14 protein-coding genes are annotated in these 15,062 nt (G+C 70.5%); all 14 read left to right on the top strand.

Features of this window, described 5'->3' with window-relative positions:
- Positions 1-16: 16 nt before the first annotated feature.
- Positions 17-1,264, top strand: coding sequence for an RNA polymerase sigma factor (locus CR470_RS07265; RefSeq protein WP_097866739.1), 1,248 nt, complete (start codon positions 17-19; stop codon positions 1,262-1,264).
- A gap of 336 nt (positions 1,265-1,600) precedes the next feature.
- A complete protein-coding gene (locus tag CR470_RS07260; RefSeq protein WP_097866738.1) occupies positions 1,601-2,089 on the top strand; it encodes a PhzA/PhzB family protein in 489 nt (162 codons plus the stop codon).
- 45 nt (positions 2,090-2,134) lie between these two features.
- Positions 2,135-3,376 (top strand): 3-deoxy-7-phosphoheptulonate synthase, encoded by a 1,242-nt coding sequence (locus CR470_RS07255; protein WP_306667790.1) that lies wholly within the window; start codon positions 2,135-2,137, stop codon positions 3,374-3,376.
- A complete protein-coding gene (locus CR470_RS07250) occupies positions 3,373-3,996 on the top strand; it encodes an isochorismatase family protein (RefSeq protein ID WP_097866736.1) in 624 nt (207 codons plus the stop codon). The genes CR470_RS07255 and CR470_RS07250 overlap by 4 nt, the downstream gene beginning before the upstream one ends.
- Positions 3,993-5,867, top strand: coding sequence for an anthranilate synthase family protein (locus CR470_RS07245; protein ID WP_218923754.1), 1,875 nt, complete (start codon positions 3,993-3,995; stop codon positions 5,865-5,867). Before CR470_RS07250 ends, CR470_RS07245 begins: the two co-directional genes overlap by 4 nt.
- Before the next feature lie 23 nt (positions 5,868-5,890).
- Positions 5,891-7,039 carry a PhzF family phenazine biosynthesis protein gene (locus CR470_RS07240; RefSeq protein ID WP_097866735.1) on the top strand — a complete coding sequence of 383 codons (1,149 nt, stop codon included), beginning with the start codon at positions 5,891-5,893 and terminating at the stop codon, positions 7,037-7,039.
- 10 nt (positions 7,040-7,049) lie between these two features.
- A complete protein-coding gene (gene phzG / locus CR470_RS07235; protein WP_097866734.1) occupies positions 7,050-7,685 on the top strand; it encodes a phenazine biosynthesis FMN-dependent oxidase PhzG in 636 nt (211 codons plus the stop codon).
- A 46-nt stretch (positions 7,686-7,731) separates the two neighbouring features.
- Positions 7,732-9,354, top strand: a complete 1,623-nt coding sequence (locus CR470_RS07230) for a flavin-containing monooxygenase (protein WP_097866733.1) — start codon at positions 7,732-7,734, stop codon at positions 9,352-9,354.
- A gap of 136 nt (positions 9,355-9,490) precedes the next feature.
- Positions 9,491-9,820 carry an antibiotic biosynthesis monooxygenase family protein gene (locus CR470_RS07225; protein ID WP_097866732.1) on the top strand — a complete coding sequence of 110 codons (330 nt, stop codon included), beginning with the start codon at positions 9,491-9,493 and terminating at the stop codon, positions 9,818-9,820.
- Positions 9,821-9,861: 41 nt separating this feature from the next.
- Positions 9,862-11,058, top strand: a complete 1,197-nt coding sequence (locus tag CR470_RS07220) for an FAD-dependent monooxygenase (RefSeq protein ID WP_097866731.1) — start codon at positions 9,862-9,864, stop codon at positions 11,056-11,058.
- Between the two features lie 83 nt (positions 11,059-11,141).
- The gene (locus tag CR470_RS07215) at positions 11,142-12,143 is read left to right on the top strand and encodes a UbiA family prenyltransferase (protein WP_097866730.1); all 1,002 of its coding nucleotides are present in this window, start codon (positions 11,142-11,144) and stop codon (positions 12,141-12,143) included.
- A 333-nt stretch (positions 12,144-12,476) separates the two neighbouring features.
- A complete protein-coding gene (mvk, locus tag CR470_RS07210) occupies positions 12,477-13,403 on the top strand; it encodes a mevalonate kinase (RefSeq protein ID WP_257138478.1) in 927 nt (308 codons plus the stop codon).
- Positions 13,393-14,418 carry a diphosphomevalonate decarboxylase gene (mvaD, locus tag CR470_RS07205; protein ID WP_097866728.1) on the top strand — a complete coding sequence of 342 codons (1,026 nt, stop codon included), beginning with the start codon at positions 13,393-13,395 and terminating at the stop codon, positions 14,416-14,418. The genes mvk and mvaD overlap by 11 nt, the downstream gene beginning before the upstream one ends.
- A 2-nt stretch (positions 14,419-14,420) precedes the next feature.
- On the top strand, positions 14,421-15,062 hold a 642-nt coding region (locus CR470_RS07200), incomplete at its 3' end, for a phosphomevalonate kinase (protein WP_107489449.1).

Below are 15,062 nucleotides of genomic sequence, written 5' to 3'. Positions count from 1 at the left end.
AGTTCTCGGAGCGGCCATGGATGCAACCGTCGCGGACGCCGTCGCCAGGGCACACAGCAGGCAGTGGGGCTTCGTGCTCGCGGCCACCGTGCGCGTCACCCGGGATCTCGACCTCGCCGAGGAGTGCGTCCAGGAGGCCTATGCGCAGGCGTTGCGGCAGTGGCCGGAGGAAGGGGTGCCGAAACGGCCCGAGGCATGGCTGACCACGGTCGCTCGGCGCCGTGCCCTGGACGCCCTGCGCCGCCTCGACACCCTGCGCGGCAAACTGCCGCTGCTGGCCGGTGACGACACCGCTCCGCCCGCGGACCAGGACCTCGTCGACCGCGATATTCCGGACGACCGGCTGCGGCTGATCTTCACCTGCTGCCACCCCTCGTTGGATGTCGACACCCGGGTCGGTCTCACCCTGCGGCTGGTGTGCGGTCTGTCCACCGCCGAGGTCGGCCGGGCGCTGCTCGTCTCGGAGCCGACGATGGCGGCCCGTATCACCCGTGGCAAGAAGAAGATCAAGGCCGCCGGAATCCCCTACAGGGAACCGTCGCCCGAGGAGCTTCCCGCTCGGCTCGACGCCGTGCTGGACGTCGTGCACCTCGTCTTCAGCACCGGGCACACCGCGCCTTCCGGTGAGCGACTGCAGCGACGTGACCTGATCGAGCGGGCGCTGCATCTCGCGCGCGTACTCCACCAGTTGCTGCCCGCCCAGTCCGGCGCGGCGGGGCTGCTCGCGCTCGTTCTCCTCACCGACGCGCGCCGCCGCGCCCGCACTCGCCCCGACGGTTCGCTGGCACTGCTCTCCGAGCAGGACCGGACGCTCTGGAACGCCGAGGAGATCCAGGAGGGGCTACGGCTGGTCGCGTCCGCCCCGCGGCACCGGCCGCCGACCCGGTACGCGTTGATGGCGGCGACCGCCGCCGTGCACGCGCAGGCTCCGAGCTGGGAGGCCACCGACTGGTCCCGCATCGTCGGCCTCTACGACGACCTGCTGCGGATCTGGCCGTCACCGGTGGTGGCGTTGAACCGCGCCATCGCCGTCGGACAGGCGTACGGCCCGGAGGCCGGCCTGCGGTGCCTGGCGGAACTCTCCGCCGAACCCAAGCTGACCGACTACCAGTACTTCGCGGCTGCCCGGGCGGACTTCCTGCGTCGGCTGCACCGCTTCGACGAGGCACGGGCCGCCTATCGGGAGGCGCTCGCGAGGACCACGAACGCGGTGGAGCGGGAGTTCCTCCGGTCACGCATCGATGAACTCGGTGCTCTCTCGTAACCTTGTCGGCCCTGTGCCGTGCCTCCCCGCCAGGGATGACGGGAACCCTCGGCGCCCGCCGCTGCTCGACCACCCCGTGACCGGGCGAACTCGCCCATGCCCGCCGCCGCCCGGGCGTGTCTGTGTGTTCGGCCATTGCTCCTGAAATGCCGAGATTCCCGGGCCGGCCGCCACGGAATGATCGGTATCCATGCCTCCGCTTAAAGTACGCAGAGCGCAAGCGGAAGGCGCGCATTCTCGTGAGGCAGCCGAAAATTGCAGCCGCGGAGGGCGCATTGGTACTGTCCGGCGGACGTCGAACATCTAGCGTCGAAAACTTCATCAGGCGGGGGAAAAATGTCTGAGTCGAATGCTCTTGTCAGCGTCGAGGAAGCAACCCGGACGCGCGAGCACAATCGCAAGATCGTTTCGCAGTACATGAACACGCGCGGTCAGGATCGCCTGCGGCGTCACGAATTGTTCACCGAGGACGGACAGGGCGGTCTCTGGACCACGGACACGGGTGAGCCCATCGTCATCCGAGGTCGTGACCGCCTGGCCGAGCACGGGGTGTGGTCCCTGCGCTGCTTCCCCGACTGGCAGTGGATCGACATCGAAATCTTCGACACGCAGGACCCGGACCAGTTCTGGGTGGAGTGCAACGGTGTCGGAAAGATTCTCTTCCCTGGTTACCCGGATGGGCGCTACGAGAATCACTTCCTGCACCACTTCACCTTCGAGGGTGGAAAGATCAAGCGGCAGCGGGAATTCATGAACCCCGTCCAGCAGTTCCGTTCCCTGGGAATCGAGGTGCCGAAAATCGTCCGGGCGGGAATCCCGACGTAAATCGGAAGAGAAATCTGCATCTCGTTCTCTGGCAACCCTACGGGGGTGGGATCGAACGTGAAATGTCAGGCTTCTTCGAAGCAACCAATGTCAGCTGCCCAGCAGCCGGAATGGGGCGATCGGCATCAGGTTGCCCAGGTCCGTAACGTCCTGGCGGCCACCGGTTCGCTCGTCGACACCGAACAGGTCCTCGCGTTGCGCGGGGCGCTGGCGACGGCGGCGCGCGGTGAAGCTCTGGTTCTGCAGGCCGGCGACTGCGCCGAGCATCCCGACGAATGCCGCGCGTCCCCCATGGAGGCCAAGGCCGCCCTGGTCCACCGACTCGCCGATCTGCTGGGCGCGGAATCGGGGCTGCCGGTCATCCGGGTCGGCCGGATCGCCGGCCAGTTCGCCAAACCCCGCTCGCGTCCCCTCGAGGAGACGCCCGGGAGTGGCCGGCTCCCCGTCTACCGGGGCCACATGGTCAACCTGCCCGCACCGGACGCTCACAGCAGGCGGCCCGATCCCCTGCGGCTGCTCATGTGCTTCATGACGGCCCGCGAGGCGATGGAGCACCTCGGATGGCGGGCCGACGCGGACTGGCAGGCGCGGGAGGCCGAGGACCTGCTGTGGACCAGCCACGAAGCGCTGCTGATGGACTACGAGCAGCCGCAGCTTCGTCCGACCGGAGACGACCGGCTGCTGCTCGGGTCGACCCACTGGCCGTGGATCGGCGAGCGCACCCGGCAACTCGACGGTGCCCATGTGGACCTGCTGTCCAGGGTCGTCAACCCGGTCGCCTGCAAGGTCGGGCCGGGCATGACACCGGACGAGCTGGTCGAACTGTGCGCCCGTCTGGATCCACATCGCGACCCCGGCCGGCTCGCGCTGATCGTGCGGATGGGCCCGGACCTGGTCACCGCTCGGCTGCCCGCCCTGGCCCGCGCGGTCCAGGACGCGGGCCACCCCGTGCTCTGGCTCTGCGATCCCCTGCACGCCAATACCGTCAAGCGCCCCGACGGGACCAAGACACGCCACGTCGCCACGGCCGTGGACGAGGTCCGCCGGTTCTCGGAGTGCTTGAACGGCGTGGGCGCGCAGGGCCGCGGTCTCCATCTGGAGACCAGTCCGTACGCGGTGGACGAGTGCGTCGGGGGCCCCGCGGGCGCGGTGCCGGCGGCCATGGGCGCCGCCAGCCTGTGCGACCCCAGGCTCGGTCCGGCGCAAGCCGCCGAGGTCGTTGCGGCGTGGTCGGCCGTGGGCGGTCCGCGTGGCGCATCTGTTCTGACGAGGCGGGGGTTGTCATGAGCCTGAAAATCGAAGTCGAACCGTACGACCTGCCCACCCGGCAGGACATGCCCGTCGGCGTGGTCGACTGGACCGTCCGACCCGAACGAGCCGTGCTGCTCGTCCACGACATGCAGAGGTACTTCCTCGAGCCGTTCGAACCCGGTATGCGCGCCCGGCTGGTCGATACCGCGGCCGCCCTGCGCAAGCGATGCGCGGCACAGGGCGTCCGTATCGCCTACACCGCCCAGCCGGGCCGCATGACGCCGAAGGACCGGGGCCTGCTCCGGGACTTCTGGGGGCCGGGTATGACCAGCTCGGAAGCGGACCGCGTGATCACCGACCAGCTGGCCCCGGGCGCCGACGACTGGACGTTCGTGAAGTGGCGTTACAGCGCGTTCTTCCGCACCGACCTGCTGGAGCGGATGCGGGCCGAAGGCCGCGATCAACTGGTGGTGTGCGGCGTGTACGGACACGTCGGCATCCTCACCACCGCCCTTGAGGCCTACAGCAACGACGTACAGGTCTTCCTCGCCGGGGACGCGATCGGTGACTTCTCCGCCGACCGGCACCGGCAGACGCTCCAGTACGCCGCCGACTGCTGCGCCAGGGTCGCCACGGCCGAGGACCTCGTGCCGTGACGGCCGATCTGCTCGACGCCGTGCTCGATGACACGGTCGGGGACTACGCCCTGATCTGTCGCAGTGACGAACACGGCCGACACGTGCAAGTGATCGCGGGGGAGACCGGTCATCCCGCGTCGCTCGCGGCGATCGACTTCGATCGCCGCCCGGCCGCCGGCACCGCGTCCAGCGACATGCTGGTCGTGGTCCCCTACCGGCAGCTCGCCGAGCGCGGTCATCCCGCGGTCGACGACGGCGCGCCCCTCCTCGCGATGCGAGTGACGGCCGAGGAGCGCCACCCGGTCTCCTCGGTGCTCCGCCGACTGCCGGACCGCCGAGTAAGCCTGGAGAACGGTCACTTCGACGCGGACGACCGTGAGTACGCCAAGTGCGTCGAATCGGTGCTGGTCGACGAGATCGGCACCGGACAGGGAGCCAACTTCGTCATCAAGCGCACCTACATCGCCGACGTCGCCGATCCCGGTCCGGACGCCGCCCTGTCGGCGTTCCGCCACCTGCTCGCGGCCGAGCGGGGAGCGTACTGGACGTTTCTGGTGCGCACCGCCGGATCCACCATCGTCGGGGCGTCACCGGAGCGCCATGTCGGCCTGATCGACGACGTCGTCCGGATGAACCCGATCAGCGGCACCTACCGCTACCCGGCCGACGGCCCGACCCTGAGCGGTGTGACCGACTTCCTCGCCGACCGCAAGGAGGCCGAGGAGCTGTACATGGTGGTCGACGAGGAACTGAAGATGATGTGCCGGCTCTGCCTGCCCGGGACGGTGTCGGTGACCGGCCCGCACCTCAAGGAGATGGCCAGGGTCGCGCACACGGAGTACCACATCGAGGGGCGCACGGACCGGGGCGTTCCGGAACTGCTGCGCGAGACCATGTTCGCGCCCACGGTCACCGGCAGCCCGGTCGAGAACGCGGCACGGGTGATCCAGCGCTACGAGCCGGGCGGCCGGCGCTATTACAGCGGCATCATCGGCCTGGTCGGCAGCGACGGGGCCGGCCGCCCCACGCTGGACTCGGCGATCGTGATCCGCACCGCCGAGATCGACCCCGCCGGGCGCCTGTCCCTCTCGGTCGGCTCCACCCTGGTGCGCCACTCCGATCCGCTGGGCGAGGTGGCCGAGACCCGGGCGAAGGCCTCGGCCCTGCTGGCGGCGTTCGGGGAGACGGAGCCCCGCCGAGGGTTCGCCGCCCACCCCGAGGTGCTCTCCTCCCTGAGCCGGCGCAATGAGGGCATCGCCGGCTTCTGGACCACGTCCGACGCCGTCGGATACGCCCGCTCCACCGTGCTGGACGGGCACAAGGTGCTGGTCGTCGATGCCGAGGACACCTTCACCTCCATGCTCGAACACCAACTGCGCGCGCTGGGGCTCGGCGTCACGGTGCGGCGTTTCGACGAACCGTACGAGACCCGCGACCACGACATGATCATCCTGGGTCCTGGGCCGGGTGATCCCTGTGACCCCGGCGATCCGAAGGTCGCCGCCCTGGACGCGGTCATCGCTGAACTGCTCGCCGGGCGACGTCCGATGCTGGCCGTCTGCCTGAGCCATCAGGTGCTCTGCCGGCGGCTCGGCCTCCCCGTGCTGCGGCGCGCCCGGCCCAACCAGGGCGTGCAGCGGCGGATCAGTCTCTTCGGCAAGCCCGAACGCGTGGCCTTCTACAACACCTTCGAGGCCCGTGCCGCCGCCGACCGCCGGGACACGGAGGCGGGCGTGCCGGTGGAGATCTGCGGCGATCCGGACACCGGGGAGGTACACGCGCTGCGCGGCCACCGGTTCGCGTCGCTGCAGTTCCACCCGGAGTCGCTGCTCACGGTCGACGGGCCTCGCATCCTCACTGACATGACGGAATGGGTACTGGGCGAATGAATCCAAGGGAACGGACGAACCTCATGAACCTGGAGATCGCCTGGTGGGATCTTCAGGACGCCTTCACCACGGTGGACGACCTCGAGCGACACCTGCGCGAGGACGGCGTCGTCGAACAGTGGAAGCAGGTCAGCGGCCTGCACGAGAAGTTCTGGATCGCCGACCGGGCAGGCAACCGCTGGGGCGCGGTCATGGTCTGGGACGGCGAGCGTCCCGCCGACCTTCCGGAGAACAAGGCCGCACAGCTGATCGGCGCTCCCGTGACGCACCGCGAGCGGTTCGAGGTCCAGGCCGCGGTGCGAGGGTCCGGCCACGGCCGCGGCGCCTCCCATCGGTACGTCGTCGTCGACGCCTTCGCGAACGAGCCCCTCCGGGGCAATCCGGTCGCGGTCTTCTTCGGAGCGAGCGACCTGACCGCCGATCGGATGCAGCGGATAGCGCAGGAGATGAATCTCTCCGAAGTGACGTTCCTGCTGCCGCCCACCACCGGTGACGCGGACCTGCGGGTCAGGATCTTCACCCCCGTCAACGAACTGCCCTTCGCCGGGCACCCGTTGCTCGGGACCGCCGTCGCGGTCGCCCTGGACCACGGAAGGGACCGGCTGCGGCTGGAGACCGCGATGGGCGTCGTGCCCTTCGAGGTCGTCCGCGCTCCCGGCGGAGACGGGGCGCATGCCTCGATGGAGCAGCCGATCCCCGAGTGGCGCCCCTACGAGCACGCCGACGCCCTGCTCGCGGCGCTGGGCCTCGACTCCTCCACCCTGCCGGTGGAGATCTACCGCAACGGCCCCCGGCATGTGTTCGTCGGCCTTCCCGACGTTGCCGCGCTGGACGCCCTGCGCCCCGACCACCGGGCGCTGGCCGCGTTCGAGGACATGGCCGCGAACTGCTTCGCCCCGGACGGCGAGCACTGGCAGACCCGGATGTTCTCGCCCGCGTACGGCGTGGTCGAGGACGCGGCCACCGGCTCCGCGGCCGGTCCGCTCGCCATCCACCTGGCCCGGCACGGACTGGTCCCGTACGGCAGGGCCATCGAGATCCACCAAGGGGTCCGACTCGGCAGGCGTTCGATCATGGTCGCCGAGGCGACGGTCGGCACTGGTGGAGAGATCGCCCGCGTACGGGTCGGCGGCCACGGGGTCGTCGCCGCCGAGGGCACCATCCGCGTCTGACGGGGGAGAAGTGAGCAGCGAACTGGAAAGCATCACCGGCGTCGTCGACCTCGACTTCCCGGAATACGACAACCCGCCGCCCGAACCCATGAAGCCGGCCCTCGCCTGGTTGCGAGGGGCCATCGAGGGTGGTGTCCGCGAACCGTACGCCCTGGCCCTGGCCACGACCGACAGCTCCGGCCGCCCCTCCAACCGGATGGTCGCCGTCAGCGACGCGTCCACCGAGGGACTGCTGTTCACCACGCACAGCACCAGCCGCAAGGGCCGTGAGATCGCCACGACGGGATGGGCGTCGGGCCTGTTCTACTGGCGGGAGACCGCACGGCAGCTGTGCTTCTCGGGCCCCGTGGCCCTGTTGGACGACGACGAGAACGACCGGCTCTGGCACGGCCGCGCGGCCGGTCTGCACCCGATGACCGCCGCCTCCAGGCAGAGCGAGTCGCTCGACGATCCCCGGCAGCTGCGGCAGGAAGCCGATCGGCTCGCGGCCGAGGACGTCCCGCTGCCGCGACCGGAGCGCTTCGTCGGATACCGGCTCCAGCCGCACTCCGTGGAGTTCTGGTCCGCCGCGGAGAGCCGCCTGCACCGGCGTCTGCGATACGAGCGGACGGCCACCGGATGGCATGTCACCAGGCTCCAGCCGTGATCCTCGGCACCCACGCCCGCACCCGTCGAAGCTTCGAAAGGCAGCCATGAAGGACCGACCGACCCACCTGGACTCCATCGTCATCGGCGCCGGAATCGCCGGCATCTACATGCTGCACAAACTGCGGGACGAGGCCGGCCTCACCGTACGAGCCTTCGACAAGGCCGGCGACGTCGGCGGCACCTGGTACTGGAACCGCTACCCGGGCGCGGCCGCGGACGTCGACAGCATCGTCTACCGCTACTCCTTCGACAAGGAGATGCTGCGGGAGTGGCAGTGGAAGACCCGCTACGCCACACAGCCGGAGATCCTCGCCTACCTGAAGGCGGTCGTCGACCGGCACGACCTGCGCAAGGACATCCAGTTCGACACGGCCGTCGAGTCGCTGACGTACGACGGGCCGACCCAGCTGTGGACCGCGCGGACCGACAGCGGCGAGGAGTTCACCGCGCGGTACGTGGTCAGCGCGCTCGGACCGCTGTCGACCGCCAACTTCCCCGACATCCCGGGCCGTGAGACCTTCGCCGGCCCGATCGTGCACACGGGAGCCTGGCCCGCGGACCTGGACCTCGCGGGCAAGCGCGTCGGGGTCGTCGGCACCGGTTCCACGGGTACGCAGTTCATCTGCGCGGCTGCCAGGACGGTCGAGCACCTCACGGTCTTCCAGCGTTCCGCGCAGTACGTCGTTCCCTCCGGCGACGGGCCGCTCAGCGAGGAGTACCTGGCGGAGGTCCGGGAGAACTACGACGAGATCTGGGAACAGGTCTTCGACTCCCGGGTCGGCTGCGGATTCGAGGAGAGCCTGACGCCGGCGATGAGCGTCTCCGCCGCCGAGCGCGAGCGCGTCTTCGAGGAGGGGTGGCAGGCGGGCAACGGCTTCCGGTTCATGTTCGGCACGTTCGCGGACCTTCCCTTCGACCCGGCGGCCAACGAAGCCGCCGCCTCCTTCATCCGCTCGAAGATCCAGCAGACCGTGCGGGACCCGGAGACGGCCCGCAAGCTCATGCCGACCGACTTCTACGCCAAGCGGCCGATCTGCAACAGCGGTTACTACGAGACCTACAACCGCGACAACGTCACCCTGGTGTCCACCAAGGAGACCCCGATAGCGAGGATCACACCGACCGGTGTGGTCACCGAGGACGGAAACGAGCACGAACTGGACGTCCTGGTCTTCGCCACCGGCTTCGACGCCATGGAGGGCGGCTACCACCAGGTGGCCATACGAGGGCGCGACGGCGTGCGGCTGGAGGAGCACTGGGGCGACGCTCCGAGCAGCTACCTCGGCATCGCCATGAACGGATTCCCCAACCTGTTCATGGTCTTCGGCCCCAACAGCGTCTTCTGCAACCTGCCGCCCGGACTGGAGACCCAGGTCGAGTGGATCGCGCGGCTGGTCGGCGCGGCGGAGGAGCGCGGGATCACCCGCATAGAGGCGACCGCCGCCGCGGAGGAGGGCTGGACCACGCAGTGCCGGGAGATGGCGGAGCACAGCCTGTTCGCGCAGACCGAGTCCTGGATCTTCGGCACGAACATTCCCGGCCGCAAGCGGCGCACGCTGTTCTTCTTCGGCGGCCTGGGCGCCTACCGGCAGCGGCTGAACGAGATCGTCGCCGCCGACTACGAGGGCTTCACCCTCGACGGCCGGACAGTGCCCGTGGCGGTCTGAGCCAGGGCAGGGCGCGGCCGGCGGAACTTCCGCTCCGCCGGCCGCGCCGACTCGGTCGAATTACCCCCGACGCGCATTCCGCATGAGTCAACGCAGCTGTTGTCCAAGGCTTTTGGCCGTCGATATTTTGGGCGTCATGAGTGAGACGACAATTCGCCCGAGCGGCCATCTCGTAACTCTGGTCAATGTCTTCGAGGTGGATCCGGTGAAACAGGAAGAACTCGTCACCGTACTCAACGAGGGACTTGAGAAGGTCTTCCGCCACCGCCCCGGATTCGTGTCCGCGCACATCCTCGCGTCCAAGGACGGCAGCCGTGTCGTGAACTACGTCCAGTGGCGCAGTGCGCAGGACATCGAGACCACCCTCGCCGACCCCGCCGCGCAGGAATACGCGCGACGCACGGGCGCGCTCGGGAAGCCCGCGCCGGCCGTGTACTCGGTGGTCTCGGCGGTCACCGCCGCCTGACCCGTCCCACGCCCGCCCCGGGCAGAAGGGTGACAGCCGCCATGAGCAAGGCTGCACAGACCGCCATCGTGATAGCCGGCGCGGGCATCGGAGGCCTCACGGCCGCGCTCGCACTGCACGCACGAGGACTCCCCGCCACCGTCCTGGAGACCGCCGCGGAGATCCGGCCGCTCGGTGTCGGCATCAATATCCAGCCGACAGCGGTCGCCGAGCTGATCGGACTCGGTCTCGGTGACGCTCTGGCGGCCACGGGGATACCCACCCGCGAGCACCGGTACCTGAACCACCGCGGGGCCACCCTGTGGACCGAACCGCGAGGTGCGGCGGCGGGTCATGCGGCGCCGCAGTACTCCCTCCACCGGGGCGAGTTGCAGATGCTGCTGCTCGAAGCCGTGAAGGAGCGGCTCGGAGCCCGGGCGATCCGCACCGCGACCGAGGTGCGCGGATTCCACCAGGCCGGAGACCGGGTGTTCGTGCACACGACCACGCCGTCCGGCGAGGCGGAGGTGGCCGAGGCCGACGTGCTGATCGGCGCGGACGGACTGCGATCGGCGGTGCGGTCCCAACTGCACCCGGACGAACCGCCCCTGCGCACGACGGCGGTGCGGATGTGGCGAGGGCTGACCGAGCTGCCCGCGTTCATCGACGGGCGGACGATGATCATCGCCGCCGACGACCGGGCCGGCCGGTTCGTCGCCTACCCGTGCTCCCGACGGCACGCCGAGCGCGGTACCGTCCTGCTCAACTGGGTCTGCCTGGCCGCTGTCGAGGGCGGCGACCCCGGCTCCGGTGTCGAGCCGGGGCGTCTGGAGGACCTGCTGCCGCACTTCGCGGACTGGGAGTTCGACTGGCTCGACATCCGCGGGACGCTCGCGGCCAGCCCCGAGATCCTGCACTACCCGATGGTCGACCGCGACCCGCTGCCCACCTGGGGCGACTCGCGGGTCACCATCCTCGGTGACGCGGCCCATCCGATGTATCCCATCGGCGCGAACGGCGCGAGCCAGGCCGTCCTCGACGGTGTCGCCGTGGCGGCCGAGCTGTCCGGGGGCGGTGATCCCGCCGCCGCGCTCCACCGGTACGAGGCGGCCCGCCGGCCGGCCACGACCGCGATCGTGGAAGCCAACCGCGCGATGGACCGCTCCGAACGCGCGCTCGCCGAACGCCTGGACGGCGACGTCTCCGCCGAACTTCGCACCATCACCGATGACTACCGCGCGGCCGTCGAACGGTCGTGACCGACGCCGGCCCCGCTCACCCGGGCAGGCCCTCCGTCCCAGCGCCTGCTTCTTTCGTTCCGAACGAGAAGGGTACGCACTCCGTGTCCAGCACGAGCGCCACCACACTCGGCTCACAACTCGCCGAGGTATTCACCGACTCTCGCGGCGTGCCCGTCGAACGTGCCCCCCTGGGCACGCGCCTCAAGTACGCCCTCGTCATCCGCCGGATCGAGTTCCTCCCGATCCACATGGTCATCGGCCTCGTGCCGACCGTGCTGGGAGCCCGTACCTGGGGTGAACTCGCCTCGGTGAACGCGATCGTCGCCTTCCTGTTCTGCGTCACCCACATGCAGCTCGCGGACATGCTGAACGCGCTGGCCGACCGCCGGCTGGACGCCACGTACAAGGCCCGCCAGCCCCAGGCCGTCTACGGCTTGGGCGTACGCAAGGTCATCGTCCACATCGCGGTCACGACAGCCCTCTACCTCGGCGCGTCGGTCTTCCTCGCCGTCCGCACCGGCCACTGGGACCTGGTGGCGATCGCGTTCGCCGGCTGGCTGACAGGCATCCAGTACTCGCTGCCCCCGCTGCATCTCAAGAGCGCCGGGATCCGGCAGCTGCCCACCCTGCAGTTCGGTTGCGTCTTCATCCCCGGCATGTTCGCGCTGCGGTCCTTCGAGCACGGCCTGGAATGGGGCAGTGTCGTGATCATCATCGGCCTGTCGCTGGCGCTGACGGGCACGTTCGTCACCAACCACGCCGAGGACTACCTGGAGGACCAGCAGTTCGGCATCCGTACCTATGTCCTTGCCCTGGGGATCCGCGGGGCGATGGTGGTGCAGTCGGCGATGCTGGCCCTCGGCGCGCTCCTCGTCCTCGGCGCGGCCTGGTTCGAGTTCGGCTTCACCTGGGGGCTGGTCCTCTACGCCGTTGTCTGGGGGGTCACGCAGCGCTTCATGTGGACGGTCACCCGGGGTACCCGCGGCTCGTTCGACGAAGCGCTCGCCGCCGTGCGCAAGCACGCGCTGTCGCTGCCGTACCACGGTGTGGCGATGGGCTTCACGAACGTGGCCCTGGCCCTCTTCGTCCTCGGGGGGCGCTGAGACCGTGGCCGGTGGATCGGCGCCGGCGGCGACCCCGCCGGCCCGGCCGCCCCGGCGGACCGGGGAACGGCCGCTCCACCTCGGTGCCGCTTTCGCCGGCTGATCCGCCGGAATACTCGCCTCTTCAGTCGCGCCCCTTCGGGGAACGTCATGCGCGCATTTCCGGCGATTCCATGGATCTGTTGCCCGCCCCTATCCGGTCATGGATTCTCGACAGAGAAATTCGACGCAGGGAAAAAGGAGTTGAGTGCGTTGACTTTGCCGACCTCGGCACAGGGCGCGCCGGGCAACTCGAAAAGCCGAGAGTTCGGCATCGGATGTGCCCACGGGAAAGTGATTCTGCTGGGGGAGCACGCCGTCGTCTACGGGGCCCCGGCGCTGGCCCTTCCGGTCGCGGAGCTGACGGTCACGGCGAGCGCCGCACAGTCCTCGCACCCCTCCGCCGCCGCGGGCGACGTCACGTTCACCGTGGCGGGGGCATCCGGACCGGTGGTGCTGGAGGGCGCCGACGGACTCCGGAGTCTGGTGGCGGAATTCGAACGGGCGGCGGCTATCACCGACCGCCCGCATCTGGACGTGCTCATCGACTGTGTGATCCCGACCGGCCGGGGGCTCGGCTCCAGCGCCGCGTGCGCACGGGCCGTGGTCCTCGCGCTCGCCGACCTCTTCGGCGTCGAACTCGACGCCGGAACCGTGTTCGACCTCGTGCAGGTCGCCGAGAACGTGGCGCACGGCCGGGCGAGCGGCATCGACACCCTCGCCACCGCTTCGCCGTATCCAGTGCTGCTCTCCGGTGGCGTCGCCCGCGAACCGCGGATCGGGTTCGACGGCCGGATCGTCGTCGCGGACAGCGGCGTCGCCGGCCGGACCAAGGACGCCGTCGAACTGCTGAGGCGCGGCTTCGAGAGCGACCCGGCAGCGGGGGAGGAATTCGTCGCCGCGGCCACGGAGCTGACACGCGGGGCCGTGCGCGACCTCGCCGACGGCCGGGCCGCGGCCTTCGGGGGACAGCTGACCGCCTGTCACGAGCTGCTCGCCGGAGTGGGACTCAGCACCGACCGCATCGACGCGCTGGTCCGGGCGGCACTCGCTGCGGACGCCTTGGGCGCCAAGATCAGCGGCAGCGGTCTGGGAGGCTGCGTGATCGCCTCGGCCGAGGGGCCGGAGCACGCCCAGCGGGTCGAGCGGCGGCTGCGTGAGGCCGGGGCCGTGCAGACCTGGGTCGTGCCGATCGAGAGGTTCACCGGACATGCCCGTTGACGCCCGCGTCCTGGACGACGGCGCCACCGCGGTCGCTCATCCGAACATCGCCCTGGTCAAGTACTGGGGCAAGCGCGACGAGCGGCTCATCCTCCCCGTCACCGACAGCCTCTCGCTGACGCTGGACGCCTTCCCGACGACCACCTCCGTACGGCCGGACCCGACCGTGCCGACGGACGAGGTGACGCTGAACGGCGAACCGGCCGACGGCGGGTTCCACCGCCGCGTCACCGCGTTCCTGGACCTGGTGCGGGCACGGGCGGGGAGGACCGAACGCGCTGTCGTGACCACCCTCAACTCGGTCCCGACCGGGGCGGGCCTGGCGTCCTCCGCGAGCGGCTTCGCCGCCCTGGCCGTGGCCTCGGCGGCCGCGTACGGGCTCCGGCTGGACGCCACCGGGCTCTCGCGACTGGCCCGGCGCGGATCGGGTTCGGCCGCCCGGTCGGTCTTCGGGGGGTTCGCGGTCTGGTACGCGGGGCCGGAGGACGACGCGGGGGACGACCGGGGCCGGGACCTCGCCTCCTACGCCGAGCAGGTCCCCGCCGGACTCGATCCGGCGCTGGTGATCGCCCTGCTGGACACCGGCCCCAAGGCGATCTCCAGCCGGGTGGCCATGAGTCGGACCGTCCAGACGTCACCGCTGTACCGGCCGTGGGCCGAGTCGAGCCGGGCGGACCTGGCCGGGATGCGCGAGGCCCTGTCGCGCGGAGACCTCGAAGCGGTCGGGGAGATCGCCGAACGCAACGCACTCGGCATGCACGCCACGATGCTCGCCGCGCGCCCGGCGGTGCGCTACCTGTCGCCTGCCTCCCTCACCGTGCTCGACGCGGTGCTGGAGCTGCGGCAGGCGGGTGTGCCGGCCTACGCGACGATCGACGCGGGACCCAACGTCAAGGTGCTGTGCCGGCGTGTCGACGCGGACCGGGTCGCCGGGGCGGTGCGTGCCGCCGCGTCGTGCCGGGTGGCCGTCACCGGTCGCGGTCCGGGTGCCCGCCTGCACAGCGGGGTCCGGTGACCATGACCCGCACCGTGACCCGGCACGCGCCGGGCAAACTGTTCGCCGCCGGGGAGTACGCGGTCGTGGAGCCGGGCAACCCGGCGATCCTGGTGGCGGTCGACCGGCAGGTCTCCGCCACGGTGACCGCCGCCGGCAGCGCGGGCGCCGATGTCGTGGTCACCTCGGACCTGCTCACTCAAGAGGTGCGGCTGCGGTGGCACGGTGACCGGCTCACCGGCCTCGGCCCGGGGGACGACCGGCTGGCGCACGAAGCCCTGGCGCACGTGGTGTCGGCCGTCGAGGTCACCGACCGGCTGCGAGCCGAGCGCGGGCTGCCCGCGTCCGCGCTGCACATCACGATCGGCAGCCGGCTGCACGACCGGGGCAGGAAGTACGGCCTGGGCTCCAGCGGAGCGGTGACCGTGGCGACCGTCGAGGCCACGGCGGCGTACCGCGGGATGGAACTGCCGCCCGAGGCACGGTTCCGGCTGGCCCTGCTCGCGACGGCGCGGATCGACCCCGGTCCCTCCGGCGGTGACCTCGCCGCCAGCACCTGGGGTGGCTGGATCGCCTACCGGGCGCCCGACCGCGGGGCCGTGCTGGAGTCGGCCCGGCGCCGGGGCGTGGAGGAGACGCTGCGCGTCCCCTGGCCCGCGTGCGAG

Source organism: Streptomyces sp. rh34, from assembly GCF_002551245.1.
In the GTDB taxonomy this organism is placed as follows: Bacteria; Actinomycetota; Actinomycetes; order Streptomycetales; family Streptomycetaceae; genus Streptomyces.
The sequence above is the reverse complement of the archived record's forward strand: the minus strand, read 5'-3'. Positions and strand labels throughout refer to the sequence as shown.

Excerpts from the sequence above, each read along its gene's own strand:
- CR470_RS07230 (WP_097866733.1), top strand. The coding sequence starts at position 7,732 with ATGAAGGACCGACCGACCCACCTGGACTCCATCGTCATCGGCGCCGGA.
- CR470_RS07220 (WP_097866731.1), top strand. The coding sequence starts at position 9,862 with ATGAGCAAGGCTGCACAGACCGCCATCGTGATAGCCGGCGCGGGCATC.
- mvaD (WP_097866728.1), top strand. The coding sequence starts at position 13,393 with ATGCCCGTTGACGCCCGCGTCCTGGACGACGGCGCCACCGCGGTCGCT.
- CR470_RS07250 (WP_097866736.1), top strand. The coding sequence starts at position 3,373 with ATGAGCCTGAAAATCGAAGTCGAACCGTACGACCTGCCCACCCGGCAG.
- CR470_RS07260 (WP_097866738.1), top strand. The coding sequence starts at position 1,601 with ATGTCTGAGTCGAATGCTCTTGTCAGCGTCGAGGAAGCAACCCGGACG.
- CR470_RS07225 (WP_097866732.1), top strand. The coding sequence starts at position 9,491 with ATGAGTGAGACGACAATTCGCCCGAGCGGCCATCTCGTAACTCTGGTC.
- CR470_RS07265 (WP_097866739.1), top strand. The coding sequence starts at position 17 with ATGGATGCAACCGTCGCGGACGCCGTCGCCAGGGCACACAGCAGGCAG.
- CR470_RS07240 (WP_097866735.1), top strand. The coding sequence starts at position 5,891 with ATGAACCTGGAGATCGCCTGGTGGGATCTTCAGGACGCCTTCACCACG.